An 18,472-nucleotide genomic window follows, 5' to 3' on the forward strand; every position below is an offset into this window, starting at 1 on the left:
AAAAAACGATCAAACTCATAAAGTTAGCGAAATCGTTACCGATAACAGCGATCGTCTGAGAAATAATCACATCGATGGAGAAAATATGTTCTTACATGACGTAAAGATCGGCACGAAATTATTTCTGGCGTTCGGGTTCTTTATTGTCCTGATGGCCATCAGTGCGAGCCTGTCTCTGCTGAGCCTGAACCGGGCTAATAACGGGATGCAATCGATTATTACCAGTGATTATCCGACCACGGTAAAAGCGAACCAGTTAATCGATAACTTCCAGGAATTTATTAGCACTCAACAGCTGATGCTGCTGGACGAGCAGGGCACCTATACGGGGCAATCTCAGCAGCGCCTGAAAGAGATCAGCGAGCACATCACGGTGATCCTGGGCGAGCTGAACAACGCGTTGCAGGATCAAAAGTCTCAGCAGGTTCTGGCGGAGATCCGCAGCGTGCGCCAGCAGTATCTGGACTCGCGCTACCGCATTCTGCAGGCGGTGCAGAACAACAATCGTGCGGGCGCTATTCAGGAGATGATGACCACCACCCTCGCCGTGCAGCAGGCTTATAAAGCGAAGGTGAAGGAGCTGATTACCATTCAAAACAGCGAGATGCAGAGTGCCGGCGCGCAGGTGGAAGGGGATTTCAGGTCTAACCGCCTGCTGCTGATCCTGCTCACGCTTTTTAGCGTTGCGGCAGGCAGCCTGATTGGCTGGTTTATCGTGCGCGCTATCACTCGTCCGCTCGGCGAGGCGGTGCATTTTGCAAAAGCCATTTCTGAGGGCGATCTGACGGGCAGCATCACGCCACATGGTAAAGACGAAACGGGTCTGCTGCTGCATGCGCTGATGGAGATGAAAACGCGACTGCTGGACATCGTGCAGCAGGTGCAAACCGGCTCGGAGAATATCTCCAGCGCAGCCGCGCAGATTGTCGCCGGGAACCAGGATCTGGCCGCGCGCACGGAAGAGCAGGCAAGTTCTGTAGAACAGACCGCCGCCTCGATGGAGCAGATCACCGCGACGGTGAAAAATACCGCCTCGCATACCGGGGAAGCGACCAACCTCTCGGCGGATGCCGCCACGGTGGTCAAAAACAACGGCGAGATGATGAAGCAGGTGACCAGCAAAATGCGCCTGATTAACGAGACGTCGAACCGGATGTCCGACATTATCGACCTGATCGACGCTATTGCTTTCCAGACCAATATTCTGGCGCTGAACGCGGCGGTGGAAGCGGCGCGCGCCGGCGAGCACGGTCGCGGCTTTGCGGTGGTGGCGGGTGAAGTTCGCCAGCTTGCCCAGAAGAGCGCGTCGTCTGCCAGCGAAATCCGCGAGCTGATTGAGAGCTCTACCAGCCAGACCCAGGACGGGATGAACCTGGTTGAAAAAGCGAGTGCGTTGATCAACGGGATGGTCGGCAACGTGGAAGAGATGGACGTGATCCTGCGCGAAATCCGCCAGGCCAGCCACGAGCAGACGGAAGGTATCTCGCAGATTAACAGCGCGATTGGCCTGATTGACGCCACCACCCAGCAGAACTCCGCGCTGGTGGAGGAGTCTGTGGCGGCGGCAGCATCGCTTAACGAACAGGCGATGCACCTGAAGGAGCTGGTACGCGTCTTCCGCGTGAACGAGCACGCTCCGGCTTAGTCCAGCTGGGAGATCTCGAGCGCCGCGCGGTCAATAACGCCGATAATCTGCTTGAGCTGCGCGTCGCTGAGCTCTCCCTGATTCACCTTCAGGTCTAACACCGCTTTGAAGTTATCCAGCGCCCGCTTCATCTGCGGGTTTTTGCGCAGCTGAAAACCGACGGAACGCGCTTTGATACGCACCTGGATCTGTTCCAGCTGTTCCCGGTTTTCGTCCAGCCAGCGTTGTCCTTCAGCGGTAATCGTAATCGTCTTACGACCGTTCTCTTCTTCCGTAATGGTGATAAAGGTTTGATCCTGAAGATAATCCAGGGTCGGGTAGATCACTCCTGGGCTCGGGGTGTAGTTCCCCTGGGTCAGATTCTCGATCTCTTTGATCAGCTCGTAGCCGTGGCTCGCGCTGCGGGTCAGGATATCCAGAATCACCAGCCGCAGATCGCCGTGGCCGAAAAAGCGCGGTCGGCGCCCGCCGCTGTCGTGTTCGTGTCGCATAGTAGTTCTCTTAATTTGATATATCTAAACTATATCTAAGATATATTCAGATGCAATCTAAAAGATCTTGCATTTTTACTTACTAGTAATCATTATCATTTGGATAATTGATTTAGATATATCGTATTCACCAGAGAAGGGGCTAAAAATGGCATCTACCCGTTACCCACAGCGTGTTCGTAATGACCTGCGCTTTCGCGAGCTGACGGTGCTCCGCGTTGAGCGCGCCAGCGCGGGTTTCCAGCGCATTGTTTTAGGCGGCGAGCAGCTGGAGGGCTTTAGCTCCCGCGGTTTCGACGACCATACCAAAGTCTTTTTCCCGGCCCCGGGGGCAGTGTTTGTGCCGCCGGTGGTCACCGATGAAGGCATCGACTGGGGCGACGGCGTACGTCCTCAGACGCGCGACTATACGCCGCTGTACGACGAGGCAAACCATGAGCTGGTACTCGATTTCTTCATTCACGACGGCGGCATTGCCAGCCGCTGGGCGGTCGAGGCGAAAGCGGGAGACAGGCTGACCATCGGCGGCCCGCGCGGTTCGCTGGTGGTGCCGGAGGATTACGCCTGGCAGCTGTACGTGTGCGACGAGTCCGGCATGCCCGCGCTGCGCCGACGCCTGGAGAGCATTGCTAAACTGCCGGTTCGCCCGGAAATTCATGCGGTTGTGACGGTCGGAGACGATTCTTATAAGGCGTATCTGGCGCACCTGAGTGAATTCAACATCACCTGGGTGGTGGGCCACAGCGAGCAGGCGGTAGCGGACCATCTGGCGGCGCTGACCGTTCCAGAGGAAGATTACTTCATCTGGCTGACCGGGGAAGGGAAGGTGGTGAAGACGCTGAGCCGTCAGTTTGAAACCGACGCGATTGACCAGCAACTGGTGCGTGCCAGCGCATACTGGCACGCCAAATAATCAGGCGGCGGAATCCAGCTGCGCTTCGCTCACCTGATGTTCGAGCGAGGCGCGGACCTCGTGCAGCGCTTTCTCCTGCTGAGCGAAGTACGCTTCCATATTGTTCAGCGACGAGACCAGAAGCCAGGACTCCTCTTTCTCCAGCTCCGCCAGCTCGTTCACTAAAATGTCGATTTGCTCGCGAACCTGCGCCATTTTTTTGCGGATACGTTCCAGATCGTTCAGCCTGTCGCTTGCCATCAATGGCTCAAAGCCCTGCTGCAGCCGGGCCACCAGTGAGCGAATGGTTTTAACGTCGCCACGCTGCTTTGCCTGGTTGAGCTGGACCATCATCGCGTTAGCTTCCTCTTTCAGGTCGTCCGCCACCAGATCCGGATGGCAGAGCTTGCTCGCCTGCCGCCAGAGGCGCTTGAGCTCGTTCCGATCCTCTTCCGAAAGATCCTTACCCTTGCGCAGCCGCACTTCGGCATCGTGATGCTGCTCGCGATACTTCTCGTACTCTTCGTTAGCGTCGTCGCGCGCCTGACGCGCAGGCTCCTCTTCGCGCGTTAAGCCGCTCTCCAGCTCCAGCGCTTCGGCCAGCAGGTTGGCAATCAGATTGCTTTGCTGTTCCAGATGCTTACGCGCCTCAGCGGCCTGCACGGAGTCGGCCGGGAGATCGCGCCAGCGCTGGGTGAGCGTCGCCAGCACCTCTACCGCCTGCGCCATATAGCGCTGGCAGCGACGGTAATCTTCCTCGCGACGACGCGCTTCCGCCTGCTGACGGCGCAGATTGAGCTCGGCCAGCGTTTTACGCAGGGCGAGGATCTGCTGCATCAGCGGCCCGAGGCGAGAAAAATAGAGATCGTTGAACTCATCAAGCTGCTGCACCCGGGCGTTGCGCCGGTCAATCAGATCGCGCAGACGCTCTTCCAGTGCCTTTAGCTCCAGCTTGCTGGCGGCCACCTGCGGATCTCGCCACTGGGTCACGGCGCGCTGGCCCTGCAGCCAGGCGGTAATTGCCGCCATCGCAGCGGTGTAGTTCTTCTCCTCAAGCGCCACGACGATTGCCTGTAGCTCATCGTCAAACGCTTCATTTTTCAGGCGTGTCAGCTGGCTCTGGATGATGTCGTCATCTTCCAGTTCAATGGCATTTTTAATGATTTCTAGCCGTTTGATCGGTGTGCTCATGATGCCTTTCGCTTTGGCGCTTAAGTATTTGAGTTAAGGTTAGTTGTTGTAAAAGCTACAGGAAATAATACACACGGATGATGATCGGCGCGATGGGGGATTTCTTTAATGAGTTGATGTGTGGTGCTCTCATTATGGGGTAAACCCGATAGAGCGACATGCCACACCTTCACCAGCCCTGTTAATGTGCGTCGATCCTCTTTTTCCCCTGCCTCGGTTTTTTCCGTGTCCTACCCGAAAGCGAGCGCCCCACCTTTGGTGGCGAATGCATCCGACCCACCCTCAATTAACCTCGCTGTAAATCCCCACTACGCGACCCACCGTTTTTATCTCGTCGATACCGCATTCAAACGGAACCTTGCCGCCCGCCACGTGGAGTTTTTTACCCGGCAGCAGCGTGAGGTCGCGGATGCTGGCGGTGCCTTCAATCTCAACCAGCCACAGGCCGTCGGTTAACGATGCTTCTTTTTCAATAAAGTGCAGCTTTCCCTCCGCCCGAACGGCGATGCCGCGAGCCAGCGGTTTGCTAAAGAAACCAGAGTCAATACTCAAAGTGGTATTTTCTTCCAGCTTTCCATCACTCAGTGTGAATGTGGAAACCGAAACCGGATCGCCCGGTGCGGGGTGACCTTCAAACTGTGCACCTTGTCCGGTCATCAGCCAGCGAAGGCTGGCACCGGTGTCCAGCGCGCACTGAACCGCAAAGTCGTAAGAGACGGTACCGCGCGCGTAGCGGTTCTGAAGCGAGCTGGCGGCGATATTAAAGTGCCGGGCCAGCTGGATTTTCTGCGTGAAACCATATACCTGACAGATTCTATCGAGTAACTCTTCATTATTCACTTGAGAATCTAAAATCAAAATATATTCCTTTGGGTGTTTACTAATACTCACTTGGGTATTAGTATCATTACAAATTCGGGCAATCAGCGGCAGGCGTTGGCAAACAAAGGCTAATGATTGCAGACATTATCAAAATGGGAATCATGCAGCATGGCATCTGAAATCGCAATCATCAAACGGCGGAAAAAACCGTGCTGTGCCCGTTTTCAGCGCACTAGCGTGCGTGAGTTTACGCGAGGGGAGATATGGCGATAGAAGCTGCCCGTGCAAGGGTTCCACTTAGCGTGGGAGCTCGCCTTAGCGGGCTTAACCACATCGCTGAACTGCGCGCCCGATACGGGAGCGATAGCGGAAAAGAGCTGGCGCGGTTTATGGCTGAGCTGCGCGATAAGCGCGATCCCTGTTTTGAGGAGAACAGCAGGGCGCTGGCCGCCCTCTTTTTCCTGGCGAGATTGCCCGTCGCCCGTCATGAGTGCGAGCTCAGTGAGCTAACCACAGAGGAGAAAAGGGCGCTGATTAACGCCATGAATCATTTTCGTGCTGTCGTGAGTTTATTTCCTGAACGGCTGACCATGCCGATATAACCCAACCCAAAAACTAATGGCGTAAACCCGCCGGGCATCCTTTTGCCTGAATTTAAGGAGAACGCGTGATGCGAAACAGTGAAAACCGCCCTTATCCGACCGGAAGTGAAGAACTGAAGCGCCTGCTGGCAGAGGCAAAAACAGAGGAACGATGCGCGCGAGCCCTCGCGGTCTCCCTGCGTCTGGAGGCGCTGGCGAGCCATATCTACAAAACCGGCATGAGCGGAGAAGACGTTGCCGAACTGCTGTGCCACGAGGCGGCTCGCTACGAGCGTGAATCCCAGGAGCTGCACTGATGGCCGATTTTATCGATCTTGCGCAGGCGCGCGAGCAGGAAGACAGAGAGCGATACATTAATCGCGCCCGCAGACGACCCGCATCGCCTTCGCGTTTCCTCTGCGAGGACTGCGAGGCGCCGATACCGGAGGCGCGCCGAATAGCGGTGCCCGGCGTAGCCCTGTGCGTGACCTGCCAGGAGATCGCGGAGATGAAAAATAAACACGTCCGGGGAGGATAAGTTGGCTACGTCATTTGCTTATCCGTGGAATGCCCCACGGTCGGCCATTGCCAGCCCTTATCTCACCCACGCCCAACAGCAGCGCCGCGATCGCCTTTTCGCGGCGCTGCAGCAGGCAAGAATTTCCCTCTCACAGCAGCCTGACTGCGTACGCTTCGAGGTCTGGCGCACGGTTGACGCCCTCGAACAGCATCGGGGCAGCCCGCAGGCTAACGCCTTTTTGATCCGCTTCTGCAAAAGGATGTTACCCCGTCTGAGGCGGGTCTCTGATCGCTATTCCTGCACAGGCCTGCACGACGAGGTCTCGAGGGCCATGTTTGACGGCCATTTCGACACTCAGCTTCTGCAATACCTCGCCTCGCGGATGGTCGAACTGGTGGCCCGCTATAACCGCCTTACGGATATGTCCCGCGCGGACCTCGACCTGCTGGCCGCAGATATCGCCAGCTTTATTCGCGGCGAGCTGGCGAATATTAACGATGCTGAGATGGGTGAATACCAGACGCTGTACGTCTGGTATCAGCGCGCCGGACTGATCGCCCGACAGTTCAACGTGTCGCCTCCGCACTGGGAGCGGGTGTCGAAGACGTTTTTCAACAAAGATGACGTTGCCGCGGCGGTGATCCGCATGTTTTCCGAGGCGTGGTGGCGCGGGCGCCTGCGTCGGGTCGCGGCTGCCTGGCGCGAGCATTTGCAGATTGCCCTCGGCAACGTCAGCAAACGGAGAACGGCGTATGCGAGCAAACGCTGCGTGACCGAGTGGCGCGAGCAGAAGCGCCGCACGCGCGAATTTCTCAAGGGCATGGAGCTGGAAGATGAAGAGGGCAACCGCATCAGCCTGATTGAAAAATACGACAGCTCGGCGGCCAACCCGGCGATACGTCGCTGTGAACTGATGACCCGCATCCGCGGGTTTGAAAATATCTGTGAGGCGCTGGGCTACGTGGGCGAGTTCTATACCTTAACCGCGCCCGCGCAGTATCACGCGACGCTGAAATCAGGCTTCCCCAACGCGAAGTGGAACGGGGCCAGCCCGGCGGATACGCAAATCTACTTTACCCGCCTGTGGGCGCGTATCCGGGCAAAACTGCACCGGGACGGGCGCCGTATCTTTGGTATCCGCGTTGCGGAACCCCATCACGACGGTACGCCCCACTGGCACATGCTGATGTTTATGCTGCCGGAAGACGTCGAATGCGTTCGCCGGATTATCGGGGATTACGCCCGGCAGGAGGATGGCGCTGAGCTGCAGAGCGAAGACGCCAGACAGGCGCGCTTTCACGCGGACGCGATCGATCCGCAGAAAGGCAGTGCTACCGGCTATATCGCCAAATACATCTCAAAGAATATCGACGGCTATGCGCTCGATGGCGAGACCGATAGCGAAAGCGGTGGTCTGCTGAAGGAGACGGCGTCCGCCGTGTCGGCCTGGGCAGGGCGCTGGCACATTCGCCAGTTTCAGTTCATCGGCGGCGCGCCGGTAACGGTCTACCGCGAGCTGCGGCGTCTGGTGGATGCCGAGGCCGCGCGCGGTCTGAGCGTTGAGTTTGCTGCCGTCCAGGAGGCTGCCGACGCCGGGGACTGGGCGGGTTACGTTACTGCGCAGGGCGGGCCGTTTGTGCGTCGCGATGATTTACAGGTGCGCACGCTGTATGAGCCGCGCGCCGGGTTTAACCAGTACGGCGAGGAAACGGTCCGCATCCGCGGCGTGTACGATTCTGCCGTTGGCGCGGGCAGCCCAGTTTTAACCCGGCTCACGCAGTGGAAAATTGTGCCGAAGCGGGCCGCGGATCTTAAGGACGCGCCCGTATCCTCTCGGAGTTCTGTCAATAACTGTACGCAGACCGATCTTTCTCAACCCCTCAGCCGACGTGCGAGGCGGGCGTTAACCGAACGCATCAAATTCATCCGCCCTGGCGCGACAGCGCCCGTCGTCTTCGCGAGCGACCCGCAGAACGGCGTGCCGGAGAAGGTGATCGATGAGATACGGCTCGCCACCGGGATAGCCATCAGCCGGGCAGAAGCCCTGCATCTGATGGCGGGAGGCATCAGCCGCTTTAACGATAAATGGTGCAGGGGTGCAGCCGACGGATCGCTATTTCCGGCACCGTGTTCTTACCAGCAAAAGGCGCGGAAAATCCTTGAACGTATTGGGTATTTAACGGATCTCTTCGCTCAGAGAACCCGCTAATCTCCATCCATATCATGTACATACCGTGAAGGGTTCTGATTTTTCGCTTCACTCTTTTTATGAATACGTGCTACTGTATGTTTATACAGTATCTCGTGGTGGAGGTTGTGTGGACAGAGAGTTGAACGAGCAGGTCATGATTGAACGAGTCGAGCTGATTGCGCGACTGACGACGGAAGGAACGTGTCAGGAAAGAGATCGTGAGATTGCCCTGAATTTGATTGCTGAGATTGCGCGGGGAAATTTAATTAAGAACAACGCATTTACCGTTGTGTTCTCAGCATCGCCTGTTCCGGAACGAATCAAAAAAGAGGGCAACGTTCGGGTGAACATTACTCTCGATAAAGATCAGCAGATCGATCATGCCGTCGTTGAGGCCTTTCAGTGCGAACTGACCCGCAGAATACGATCCCTGTTTCCGTCATCGCGGGTGAACGTGAAAATAGGATCGGTGACGGGTGTCGAGCTCCAGGGGCTTGAAAAAGAAGCCGATCGCGAGGCGCTGGACGCTATCCTCCGGGAAGTCTGGGAAGACGAGAGCTGGCGCTAGCCCCGGCGTCATAACCCGTACCAACACCCTCATTCCTGTTTTGCGCTTCCGTTGAACCACGCTTCGCCGCTCGCGGACGATCTGTTGTGCCCGCGATTGTCCATCCGTCAGCGATAGCGAAAAGCCTGCTGGCCCGGGAAACTCTACAGTACCTGGAAACCGGATGTTGGGAGCGTCTGATGAAAATCTATGCAATGCAGGGGGACACGCTTGATGCCGTTTGCGCCCGCTTTTATGGGCGCACGGCTGGCGTCGTTGAAGCCGTTCTGAAGGCCAATCCTGGCCTCGCGGAGTTAGGCGTTATCTTGCCTCACGGCACGCCGGTAGAGATGCCGGAGGTGAATAGCGCCCCCACAAAAGAATCCGTAAACCTATGGGACTGAGCCTGGAGAAAATCACCACGTTTATCGCCTACTGGCTGGCCGTGGCGCTGGCCTGGTTCGGGGCGATGTCTCCTGAAAAAGTCGCGCTGTACGTCGGGAGTCTTTGCGCCATTTTTACCGCATTAACGAATTACTGGTTTAAGCGAAAAACCTGGCGCTATCTCCAGTCTCTTGGCCTCGATAAGAAGAGCATTCGTGAACTCAATCATTAAGCGTTGCAGCGTCGCCGGCGTGCTGGCCCTGGCGGTGCTGATGCCTGACTTTCGATTACTGAAAACGTCCCCGGAAGGATTGGCGTTGATTGCCGATCTCGAAGGATGTCGCCTCTCGCCCTACCGGTGTAGCGCCGGCGTATGGACGTCCGGCATTGGCCACACGGCAAACGTTGTGCCGACGCGGGACATTACCGAGCGTGAGGCCGCGGTAAATCTGGTCGCTGATGTGCTCAATGTTGAGCGGCGTCTGGCGGCGTGTGCGCCAGTAGAGATGCCGCCCCGGGTCTATGACGCGCTGGTGAGTTTTACCTTTAATGTCGGCGCAGGCGCCGCCTGCCGTTCGACGCTGGTGTCCTTTATCAAACGTAAACAGTGGGTGCAGGCATGCGGGCAGCTTACCCGCTGGGTGTACGTCAACGGCGTAAAAAATGCCGGGCTGGAAAACCGTCGCGTCCGCGAGAAGGCCTGGTGCATGAAGGGGCTGTCGTGAGAACGCTCATGCTGGCGCTGGCCGGGCTGCTGGCCATCGCGCTGTGGCTTCGTCATGACAACCTGAACCTGTCCCGTTCCTTAGCCGCGGCCAACCGGGTCGCCAGCGAGCAAAAAACCGCCCTCGCCACGCTTAATCAGCAGCTGTCCCTGTCGCAGCGGATGGCCAGAGCAAATGAAAACGCCCAGGTCAGGCTCCGTGAGGAGCTTGTCACCGCGGGCGAGGAGAGGGCAAGACGGGAAGCGACTATCGGGAGATTACTCAATGAAAATGAAGCGTTACGCCGCTGGTATACCGCTCAGCTGCCTGATGCTGTCCGCAGGCTGCACACCCGCACCGCCTGCGCCTCTGCAGCCCATTGTTTACAACGCCTGCCCGAAGGTGAGCCTTTGCCCGATGCCGGGAAGCGAACCCGCCACTAACGGCGATCTCAGCGCGGATATTCGCAGGCTGGAATACGCCCTTATCGCCTGCGCGCTGCAGGTTGAAACCATTAAAGACTGTCAGGATAAACTCGATGCACAAACTCAAGAGCCTGCGTCAGGCATTAATTGACGCGATCCCCCAACTCAATGCCAACCCGGAGCGCCTGCAGATGTCGGTCGGAGGCGGCAATATTGACGCCCGCCAGGCCTCCTCGCTCTCCTTTGAAAAGCGGTATGCGCTGAACGCGAAGGTTAGCGGCTTCACCGGCGACAGCGAGGGATTTTTCGTCCCGGTGCTGGCCTGGCTTCGGGTAAACCAGCCGGATATTTTTACCCTCGATGAAGGCCGCAAAAACGGTTACACCTTCGCGATCGTCTTAAACGATGACGATACGATGGATATCACCATCAGCGTGCAATTAACCGAGCGTATTCTTGTTTCCCAGGAGCAGGGCGCTCTGCACGCGACGTATTCCCCCGAGCCGCCGCTGCCGGAGCCCGTCACGCGTCCGAAGGCGCTGTACGTTAACGGCGAGCTGGTCAGCCAGTGGGAGGAGTAATTTCCCCGCGCTGAAGGCCGCCATCCGACTGCCGTCTGGACCGCTTGTTGTATCATCCCGCAGAAAACCCCGTCTCGTTGCTGCCGTTCCTCCTGAACGGCATTCTCTTCTCATGAATACATTAACTTCCATGAACGGCATCGCTCGCGCGATCCGCAATCTTATTCGTATCGGTGTTGTGACCGATGTTGACCTCAGCAGAGGGCTTTGTCGTGTCCAGACCGGCGGGATGAAAACCACCTGGCTGAACTGGCTCACCTGTCGTGCGGGACGTTCACGCGTCTGGTGGGCCCCTTCCGAGGGAGAGCAGGTGCTGCTGCTGGCCATCGGCGGCGAGCTTGATACCGCCTTTGTGCTGCCCGGCATTTTCTCTGACGACCATCCGGCGCCGTCCGGGTCGCCTGATGCGTTCCACGTCTCGTTTCCTGACGGGGCGGTCATCGAGTACGAACCCGGTCACGGGGCGCTGACGGTTACAGGCATTAAAACGGCCGATATTACCGCCTCTGAATCGCTGACCGCCACCGTGCCGGAGGTGAGGGTGACGTCAACGTCCCGCATCACGCTGGATACGCCTGAAGTGGTGTGCACTAACAAGTTAATTACTGCCTCTCTTGAAGTGCAGAAGGGCGGTGTGATGGCCGGAAATATTGAGCATTCCGGCGGTAAATTCACCTCCAACGGGGTGCAGGTGGATAACCACGCGCACGGCAGTGTGCAAAGCGGCGGAAGCTGGACTAAGGGGACACAATGACGGTGCGTTACAGGGGGATGAACAGGCAGACCGGGCTTAGCCTTTCAGAGGCGGAACACATCCGGCAAAGCGTGCGCGACATTCTGGTTACGCCGATTGGCTCGCGGGTCATGCGGCGGGATTACGGCTCGCTGCTGGCGGCGATGATCGACAGGCCGCAGAGCCCGGCGCTGCGTCTGCAAATCATGGCCGCCTGTTATTCCGCCATCCAGAAATGGGAGCCGCGAATAAGCCTGACGGCCATCACTTTCGAGCGTTCGGAGAACGACGGGACGTTGTATGTCGATATCACCGGCACGCGCCCCACCTCCGGGCAATCCTTTTCTATCACTATTTCACTGAGTTAAACGCTATGGCTATTGTTGATCTGAGCCAGCTCGCCGCGCCTGATGTCGTGGAGGAGGTGGATTATGAAACGCTGTTGGCAGAACGAAAGGCCACCTTTGTCTCCCTCTATCCGGAAGAGGAGCGAGAGGCGATTGCACGGACGCTGACGCTGGAATCCGAGCCGATTGTGAAGCTGCTGCAGGAGAATGCCTACCGGGAAGTTATCTGGCGCCAGCGGGTTAATGAGGCTGCGCTGGCCGTGACGCTGGCCTATTCTTCCGGTCACGATCTGGACGTTATTGCGGGAAACAATAATACCGAACGCCTGACCATCACCCCGGGCGATGACACTACCATTCCGCCAACGGCTGCCGTCATGGAGTCTGATGCTGACCTGCGACTGCGTGCGCAGCAGGCCTTTGAAGGGTTGAGCGTCGCGGGGCCGGTTGGAGCCTATGAATATCATGGTCGAAGTGCCGACGGGCGGGTCGCTGACGTTTCGGTTGAAAGCCCTCAGCCCGCATACGTGACGATTTCGGTGTTATCCCGTGAGGGGGATGGTACCGCTCGTCCTGAACTACTGGCGGTTGTTGAAAAAGCGCTTAACGCTGAAACCGTCCGCCCGGTCGGCGATCGTGTAACTGTCCAGTCAGCAGAAATTGTGCCTTACAAGATAAACGCAACGCTCTACGTTTATCCCGGACCAGAAGCTGAACCCATCAGGCAAGCTGCAGAGCAGAAGCTGCGGAATTATATCAGCGCGCAGCATCGCCTTGGACGCGATATCCGTCTCTCGGCCATCTATGCAGCACTTCACGTTGAAGGCGTGCAGCGCGTGGAACTGGAATCTCCCCACTCTGACATTGTACTGAGTAAGTCGCAGGCCTCGAACTGTACCTCGTATCAGATAGCGATCGGGGGTTCGGATGAGTGAAAGGCTGTTACCCGTTGGATCCTCGCCGCTGGAAGTCGCCGCTGCCGCTGCGCTCTCGAATATTGAACGAGTGCCGGTACCGCTACGCACCTTATGGAACCCCAGCGCGTGCCCGGTGAATTTACTTCCCTACCTGGCATGGGCGCTGTCGGTAGACCGTTGGGATGAGGCGTGGCCGGAGAGCACGAAGCGCAGCGTCATTATGTCCTCGTTTTTCGTCCATCAGCACAAAGGAACCATCAGCGCATTGCGTCGTGTGGTGGAACCGCTTGGCTTTTTGATTGAGGTGCGCGAGTGGTGGCAGCTCGGTGAGGAGCCTGGCACATTCCGTCTGGTTGTCGGTGTGCTTGATAACGGCATCACTGACGAAATGTATCAGGAGCTTGAACGGCTCATTGAGGATGCCAAACCGGCAAGTAGACACATGACCGGGCTGGCTATCAGCCTGAGCTCAACGGGAGAGTTTTATGTTGGCGCAGGATGCTATCACGGCGATGCGCTGGCTGTTTACCCCTATACCACTGAGGAACTTATTGTCTGTGGTGATTATTACCCGGCCTCGGCCATCCATTTGATTGATAACCTGAGAGTGAACGCATGACCGCAAAATATTTTGCCATACTGACGAATCAGGGCGCGGCGCGGCTAGCTAACGCGACGGCACTTGGTACGCAACTCAACCTGACGCAAATGGCGGTAGGCGACGCCAACGGAACGTTGCCAACCCCCGACCCGGCGCAGACGAAGCTCGTCAACCAAAAACGCATAGCGCCGCTGAACCTGCTCGCTGTTGACCCAAACAATACCAGCCAGATCATCGCTGAACAGATTATTCCCGAGAATGAGGGCGGTTTCTGGATCCGAGAGATCGGTCTCTATGACGACGACGGCATTCTGATCGCCGTGGCTAACTGCCCGGAGACATATAAGCCTCAGCTGCAGGAAGGCAGTGGCCGCACGCAGACCATCCGCATGATTCTTATTGTGTCGAGCACATCGTCAATTTCCCTGAAAATTGATCCGTCGGTTGTGCTGGCAACGCGTCAGTACGTTGACGATAAAGTTATTGAGGTAAAGGGCTACGCTGATGATCAGATGAAAAAGCATATTGCTGCTGATAATCCGCATAAACAGTACCCTTTAATCGCCAATGCGTTAAAAGAAATTGCCGATGCAGGGTTGAGCGCTGAGGTTCTCAAAAACCTTGGTTTGGGAGAAGGCTCTGCTTTGCCGGTGGGTGTACCCGTTCCATGGACATCAGCAACTCCACCGACGGGGTGGCTTAAATGCAACGGAGCGGCGTTTACAGCCTCCCAGTACCCTAAATTGGCTCTGGCTTATCCTGCACTCAGATTACCTGATTTACGCGGTGAGTTTATCCGAGGCTGGGATGATGTACGTGGCATTGATGCTGGTCGAACGCTGCTTTCTCTGCAGCTCGATGCCCTTCAAAAAATGACTGGTTCAGCAAGTAATGGTGCTGCAACTGGCTTCGTGAATAGCAGCACGTCTAATGTTAGCGGGGTTTTTAAACGCGGAAGCTCTATTTACCCAAATACTAACGGACAGAATTCCGATTATCAGGGGGTCGATCTTGTCTTTGATTCATCCCTTGTCGCGCGTTCTGCAGCAGAAACTCGTCCGCGCAACATCGCATTTAACTACATCGTGAGGGCCGCATAATGGCGAAGGCAAAATTAAACAATGAGCTTATTGCTACAGTGACCGGTGATATAACTGTTTTTAACTACGATGGTGAGACGCGCGAATATCTTTCCTCCTCGGTTGAATATTTGCCGGTCGGCGTCGGCATTCCGGCTAAATCATGCATTGACTCTCCGGGCGAAGACAAAGAGGGATTTACCATATGCCGGAAGGCAGATTTTACAGCTTGGGAATATATGGCTGATCACCGTGGTGAAACGGTATACAGCACTGAAACAGGCGAAGCGATTGTCATCACAGCACCGGGGGATTACCCTGACGGCACTACCACGCTGGCACCTGCGACATATCATGACACGTGGAATGGTAATGAGTGGGTGATTGATACTAAAGCGCAGCACGCGGCGGACGTGAAAGCGGCGGAGCAACAAAAAGTTGCGTTACTTTCAGAGGCGCAAACAACGATCAATATATGGCAGACCGAACTACAGTTAGGCATTATTAGTGATAAAGATAAGGCCAGCCTGATACTCTGGCTGACCTACATAAAGGAATTGCACGCGGTCGTTCCTGACGCTGCGCCAAATATTAAATGGCCTACACCGCCGGTTTAACAGGCCAGCTAACATCAGGAGCCGTCGACGTATCGACGGCTTTCACTTCCTTCTTATAGTCCATCCATGATGATAATTTTGCTTTGTCCTCATTGCTGATATCACCCAGCATTAACTCAACTCGCCAGTCTGCCGTAACATTATCAGCCGTTGCCAGCAATTGCGCGCGCTGATTCTCTGCCTGTGCAATATGGTCAACTTTGGGCGATACAAGAATTGGATATCCATCATCATCTGATTCGATAACCTTCCCATCATTTTGCTGTCCCGCCATTAGGGCGTTGTATAAATCAGCGTTAATTTCGACGATATCAGCAGGCATATTGTCGTTTATGCTGTCCAGGAAAAAGCCATTTGACGACTTGGAAAAATAAATCATTTTGTCTCCTATATACCAACAGCGAACCAGTAACAGGCGCGTTCGTATTCAATCATTGCACCCTGGCTAACTTTCCCAACAACGATATAGAACTGAGATGTACCCAAATCAGAGCAGTTTGCTACGCCTACTGAGGTAACTCCTGCCGCTGAAGTTGTATGTGGGATTGCCATTAACATGAGTGTCCTTATGGGGAAGCTCACTGGAAAAGTAACTGTATAGCTTGAGCCTCCGCTAACGATGCCCCACTGTAGGATCAAACCAGAAGGTAGCTTTTGAAAGCCCGGCGAACTCTGTGAACTGGAGAATGATGCCATATCTGGAATCTGGTTAGCGCCAGTCCCAACATCCCTTTTAGCCGCTTCTTTCAAACCAAGGTTTTTGAAAATGCGTGTTTATCCATTAAATGGCATGATTTCCGGTTTTGACGGAGAGAAATACCATGCTTATTGGCTACGTACGCGTGTCAACAAATGAACAAAACACCGCCTTACAGCGTGACGCGCTGCAGCGTTCAGGATGTGAGCTCATTTTTGAAGATAAAATCAGCGGTAAATCGACAAACAGACCGGGACTCAATCGAGCTCTCAGACAACTTAATGCGGGCGATACTCTCGTTGTATGGAAACTTGATCGGCTCGGGCGCAGTATGCGCCACCTCGTTTCAATGACCGAGGAACTACGCCAGCGAAGCATTAACTTCCGCAGTTTGACTGATAGCATTGATACCTCAACGCCAATGGGTCGTTTCTTCTTCCATATCATGGGGGCGCTTGCTGAAATGGAGCGTGAACTCATTGTCGAGAGGACGTGCGCCGGGCTGGCCGCAGCGCGAGAACAGGGACGAATTGGTGGCCGACGCCCTAAATTGACGCAGGAGGAATGGGCTCAGGCTGGCAGGCTGATTGCTTCCGGGGAATCCCGACAGCGCGTTGCGTTAATTTTTGATGTAGGTATTTCCACGCTTTATAAAAAATTCCCCGCCACGATAGTCGGAAAATCGTTGTGCCAGCGGCCGCTGGACAGGGATGGTTAGCTCATAGCAAGCCCAGCCGCGACAATATCACTCACCAACTAACCAAGGAGTTAAACGGATGAGTGATTTTCACCACGGCGTGGAAGTTATCGAAATCAACGATGGCACCCGCACCATTTCCACTGTCTCGACGGCAATCATCGGCATGGTCTGTACGGCCAGCGATGCTGACGACAAGACATTTCCTTTAAACGAGCCCGTGCTCATTACCAACGTGCAAAACGCGATTGCGAAAGCCGGCAAGGCGGGGACGCTGTCCGCTTCTCTGCAGGCGATCGCCGACCAGTGCAAACCGGTTGTCGTGGTTGTTCGCGTGGCCGAAGGCACCGCTGAAACCCCGGAAGAGGCGCGCAAGCAGACCGTTTCCAACATCATCGGTACTACCGATGAAAACGGTAAATATACCGGTCTGAAGGCGCTTCTCACGGCGAAAACGGTAACCGGCGTCAAGCCACGTATTCTCGGCGTGCCGGGGCTGGATTCTCAGGAAGTGGCGACCGCACTGGCCGCCATGTGCCAGAGCCTGCGCGCGTTCGGCTATGTCAGCGCATGGGGATGTAAAACCATTTCTGAAGCGATTAATTATCGCAAAAACTTCAGCCAGCGCGAGCTGATGGTTATCCATCCTGATTTTCTGGCATGGGATACCACCACGAACGCAACGACAACGGCCTGGGCGACCGCCCGCGCGCTTGGCCTGCGCGCCAAAATCGACCAGACCATGGGCTGGCATAAAACCCTGTCAAACGTTGGCGTCAACGGCGTTACTGGCGTAAGCGCTTCTGTCTCCTGGGATCTGCAGGAACAGGCTACCGACGCGAACCTGCTCAACCAGGCTGGCGTCACCACGCTGATTCGCAACGACGGCTTTAAATTCTGGGGTAACCGTACCTGCTCAGACGATCCGTTATTCGTCTTTGAAAACTACACCCGTACCGCACAGGTGCTGGCCGATACCATGGCGGAAGCGCACGCGTGGGCGATGGATAAACCCATCACGCCAACGCTTATTCGCGACATCGTTTCCGGTATTAACGCCAAGTTCCGCGAGCTGAAAACCAACGGCTATATCGTCGACGGCTCCTGCTGGTATGACCCTGAGTCGAACGATGCAACCACCCTGAAAGCGGGGAAACTGTATATCGATTACGACTACACCCCTGTCCCGCCGCTGGAAAATCTGACCCTGCGCCAGCGCATCACCGATACCTATCTGGCAGACCTGTCAGATTCGGTTAACAGCTAAGGAGCTGAAGCATGGCGTTACCACGCAAACTTAAGTACCTAAATATGTTCAACGATGGCCTGAGCTATATGGGCGTTGTCGAGTCCGTGACCCTACCGAAGCTTACCCGCAAGCTGGAGAAGTATCGCGGCGGCGGTATGCCGGGCTCGGTCTCTGTCGACCTCGGCCTGGACGATGATGCCCTGGCGCTGGAGTGGACCGTCGGCGGTCTGCCGGACGCCGCGCTGTGGGCGCAGTACGCCTCTCCGGGCGCGGACAGCGTGCCGCTGCGCTTTACCGGCTCTTATCAGCGCGATGATACCGGCGAAATCTCCGCCGTCGAAATCGTCATGCGCGGCCGTCATAAAGAGTTTGATGGCGGTGAAAACAAGCAGGGCGAGAGCGGCACCACCAAGATGTCCACCGAGTGCGCTTACTATCAGCTGACCATTGATGGCAAAGAGATCATCGAAATCGACATCATCAATATGGTGCTCAAAGTCGATGGCGTCGATCGCCTGGCAGAACACCGTAAGGCCATCGGCCTGTAACCCTTTAACCGGC

Annotated in this window: 27 protein-coding genes; 22 read left to right on the top strand and 5 right to left on the bottom strand. The window is 56.1% G+C overall.

All coding sequences use genetic code 11. The features are described 5' to 3' along the window. Positions 1-85: 85 nt before the first annotated feature. On the top strand, positions 86-1,645 hold the full coding sequence (locus tag UR289_RS08800) for a methyl-accepting chemotaxis protein (protein WP_033146700.1): 1,560 nt from the start codon (positions 86-88) through the stop codon (positions 1,643-1,645). Here the strand turns inward: UR289_RS08800 and UR289_RS08805 are convergent. After that, positions 1,642-2,136, bottom strand: a complete 495-nt coding sequence (locus tag UR289_RS08805) for a PadR family transcriptional regulator (RefSeq protein WP_029741394.1) — start codon at positions 2,134-2,136, stop codon at positions 1,642-1,644. The two genes, UR289_RS08800 and UR289_RS08805, sit on opposite strands and share 4 nt — an antisense overlap. A 148-nt stretch (positions 2,137-2,284) precedes the next feature. On the opposite strand from UR289_RS08805, the gene UR289_RS08810 reads away from it, so the two are divergent. Next, positions 2,285-3,049 (top strand): siderophore-interacting protein, encoded by a 765-nt coding sequence (locus UR289_RS08810; RefSeq protein ID WP_143346455.1) that lies wholly within the window; start codon positions 2,285-2,287, stop codon positions 3,047-3,049. On the opposite strand, the gene UR289_RS08815 is transcribed toward UR289_RS08810, so the two are convergent. Continuing rightward, positions 3,050-4,219 carry a DNA repair protein gene (locus tag UR289_RS08815; protein WP_033146698.1) on the bottom strand — a complete coding sequence of 390 codons (1,170 nt, stop codon included), beginning with the start codon at positions 4,217-4,219 and terminating at the stop codon, positions 3,050-3,052. 282 nt (positions 4,220-4,501) lie between these two features. Then, positions 4,502-5,077, bottom strand: a complete 576-nt coding sequence (locus UR289_RS08820; RefSeq protein ID WP_047060318.1) for a phage repressor protein CI — start codon at positions 5,075-5,077, stop codon at positions 4,502-4,504. Positions 5,078-5,304: 227 nt separating this feature from the next. On the opposite strand from UR289_RS08820, the gene UR289_RS08825 reads away from it, so the two are divergent. From UR289_RS08825 to UR289_RS08905, 17 genes are all read left to right on the top strand, one after another. Continuing rightward, positions 5,305-5,643: a DUF5347 domain-containing protein gene (locus UR289_RS08825; protein WP_033146696.1), complete on the top strand. Its 339-nt coding sequence runs from the start codon at positions 5,305-5,307 to the stop codon at positions 5,641-5,643. A 68-nt stretch (positions 5,644-5,711) separates the two neighbouring features. Continuing rightward, the gene (locus tag UR289_RS08830) at positions 5,712-5,939 is read left to right on the top strand and encodes a DUF2732 family protein (protein WP_029741400.1); all 228 of its coding nucleotides are present in this window, start codon (positions 5,712-5,714) and stop codon (positions 5,937-5,939) included. Then, complete coding sequence (locus tag UR289_RS08835) at positions 5,939-6,160, top strand: TraR/DksA family transcriptional regulator (protein ID WP_045404086.1); 222 nt, start codon at positions 5,939-5,941, stop codon at positions 6,158-6,160. The genes UR289_RS08830 and UR289_RS08835 overlap by 1 nt, the downstream gene beginning before the upstream one ends. Before the next feature lies 1 nt (position 6,161). Beyond that, complete coding sequence (locus tag UR289_RS08840) at positions 6,162-8,351, top strand: replication endonuclease (protein ID WP_320709773.1); 2,190 nt, start codon at positions 6,162-6,164, stop codon at positions 8,349-8,351. A 109-nt stretch (positions 8,352-8,460) separates the two neighbouring features. Beyond that, complete coding sequence (locus UR289_RS08845; RefSeq protein ID WP_033146693.1) at positions 8,461-8,901, top strand: DinI-like family protein; 441 nt, start codon at positions 8,461-8,463, stop codon at positions 8,899-8,901. Positions 8,902-9,080: 179 nt separating this feature from the next. Next, positions 9,081-9,284, top strand: a complete 204-nt coding sequence (locus UR289_RS08850) for a tail protein X (protein WP_023309248.1) — start codon at positions 9,081-9,083, stop codon at positions 9,282-9,284. Further along, positions 9,275-9,496, top strand: coding sequence for an HP1 family phage holin (locus tag UR289_RS08855; protein ID WP_029741404.1), 222 nt, complete (start codon positions 9,275-9,277; stop codon positions 9,494-9,496). The genes UR289_RS08850 and UR289_RS08855 overlap by 10 nt, the downstream gene beginning before the upstream one ends. Beyond that, positions 9,480-9,989, top strand: a complete 510-nt coding sequence (locus UR289_RS08860; protein ID WP_047060325.1) for a lysozyme — start codon at positions 9,480-9,482, stop codon at positions 9,987-9,989. The genes UR289_RS08855 and UR289_RS08860 overlap by 17 nt, the downstream gene beginning before the upstream one ends. Positions 9,990-9,997: 8 nt before the next feature. Then, positions 9,998-10,411 carry an Rz-like lysis system protein LysB gene (lysB, locus tag UR289_RS08865; RefSeq protein WP_412730883.1) on the top strand — a complete coding sequence of 138 codons (414 nt, stop codon included), beginning with the start codon at positions 9,998-10,000 and terminating at the stop codon, positions 10,409-10,411. After that, a complete protein-coding gene (lysC, locus tag UR289_RS08870; protein WP_320709778.1) occupies positions 10,299-10,544 on the top strand; it encodes an Rz1-like lysis system protein LysC in 246 nt (81 codons plus the stop codon). Before lysB ends, lysC begins: the two co-directional genes overlap by 113 nt. Continuing rightward, on the top strand, positions 10,507-10,974 hold the full coding sequence (locus tag UR289_RS08875; RefSeq protein ID WP_033146690.1) for a phage tail protein: 468 nt from the start codon (positions 10,507-10,509) through the stop codon (positions 10,972-10,974). Before lysC ends, UR289_RS08875 begins: the two co-directional genes overlap by 38 nt. Before the next feature lie 112 nt (positions 10,975-11,086). After that, positions 11,087-11,728 carry a phage baseplate assembly protein V gene (locus UR289_RS08880; protein WP_033146689.1) on the top strand — a complete coding sequence of 214 codons (642 nt, stop codon included), beginning with the start codon at positions 11,087-11,089 and terminating at the stop codon, positions 11,726-11,728. Further along, positions 11,725-12,075 (top strand): GPW/gp25 family protein, encoded by a 351-nt coding sequence (locus UR289_RS08885; RefSeq protein ID WP_033146688.1) that lies wholly within the window; start codon positions 11,725-11,727, stop codon positions 12,073-12,075. Before UR289_RS08880 ends, UR289_RS08885 begins: the two co-directional genes overlap by 4 nt. 5 nt (positions 12,076-12,080) lie before the next feature. Continuing rightward, entirely contained in the window at positions 12,081-12,989 is a 909-nt protein-coding gene (locus UR289_RS08890; protein ID WP_039260509.1) for a baseplate assembly protein, read from the top strand. Continuing rightward, a complete protein-coding gene (locus UR289_RS08895; protein ID WP_064673336.1) occupies positions 12,982-13,590 on the top strand; it encodes a phage tail protein I in 609 nt (202 codons plus the stop codon). The genes UR289_RS08890 and UR289_RS08895 overlap by 8 nt, the downstream gene beginning before the upstream one ends. Continuing rightward, the gene (locus UR289_RS08900; protein WP_320709781.1) at positions 13,587-14,672 is read left to right on the top strand and encodes a phage tail protein; all 1,086 of its coding nucleotides are present in this window, start codon (positions 13,587-13,589) and stop codon (positions 14,670-14,672) included. The genes UR289_RS08895 and UR289_RS08900 overlap by 4 nt, the downstream gene beginning before the upstream one ends. Further along, positions 14,672-15,268 carry a tail fiber assembly protein gene (locus UR289_RS08905; RefSeq protein WP_320709783.1) on the top strand — a complete coding sequence of 199 codons (597 nt, stop codon included), beginning with the start codon at positions 14,672-14,674 and terminating at the stop codon, positions 15,266-15,268. The genes UR289_RS08900 and UR289_RS08905 overlap by 1 nt, the downstream gene beginning before the upstream one ends. Here the strand turns inward: UR289_RS08905 and UR289_RS08910 are convergent. Further along, the gene (locus tag UR289_RS08910; protein WP_029742197.1) at positions 15,252-15,647 is read right to left on the bottom strand and encodes a tail fiber assembly protein; all 396 of its coding nucleotides are present in this window, start codon (positions 15,645-15,647) and stop codon (positions 15,252-15,254) included. The genes UR289_RS08905 and UR289_RS08910 overlap by 17 nt on opposite strands. An 8-nt stretch (positions 15,648-15,655) precedes the next feature. Beyond that, positions 15,656-15,964 carry a gp53-like domain-containing protein gene (locus tag UR289_RS21865; RefSeq protein WP_396349935.1) on the bottom strand — a complete coding sequence of 103 codons (309 nt, stop codon included), beginning with the start codon at positions 15,962-15,964 and terminating at the stop codon, positions 15,656-15,658. A 125-nt stretch (positions 15,965-16,089) separates the two neighbouring features. Between UR289_RS21865 and UR289_RS08915 the strand changes: the two genes are divergently transcribed. From UR289_RS08915 to UR289_RS08925, 3 genes are read left to right on the top strand one after another with little or no spacing between them, the layout of a single operon-like run. Further along, on the top strand, positions 16,090-16,683 hold the full coding sequence (locus tag UR289_RS08915) for a recombinase family protein (RefSeq protein ID WP_320709784.1): 594 nt from the start codon (positions 16,090-16,092) through the stop codon (positions 16,681-16,683). Positions 16,684-16,741: 58 nt separating this feature from the next. Then, the gene (locus UR289_RS08920) at positions 16,742-17,929 is read left to right on the top strand and encodes a phage tail sheath protein (RefSeq protein ID WP_047060339.1); all 1,188 of its coding nucleotides are present in this window, start codon (positions 16,742-16,744) and stop codon (positions 17,927-17,929) included. An 11-nt stretch (positions 17,930-17,940) separates the two neighbouring features. Then, entirely contained in the window at positions 17,941-18,459 is a 519-nt protein-coding gene (locus UR289_RS08925) for a phage major tail tube protein (RefSeq protein WP_023309235.1), read from the top strand. The last annotated feature ends 13 nt before the right edge of the window (positions 18,460-18,472 follow it).

The sequence above is a fragment of the Enterobacter sp. 302C9 genome (genome assembly GCF_034106085.1).
Taxonomy (GTDB): domain Bacteria; phylum Pseudomonadota; class Gammaproteobacteria; order Enterobacterales; family Enterobacteriaceae; genus Enterobacter; species Enterobacter asburiae_B.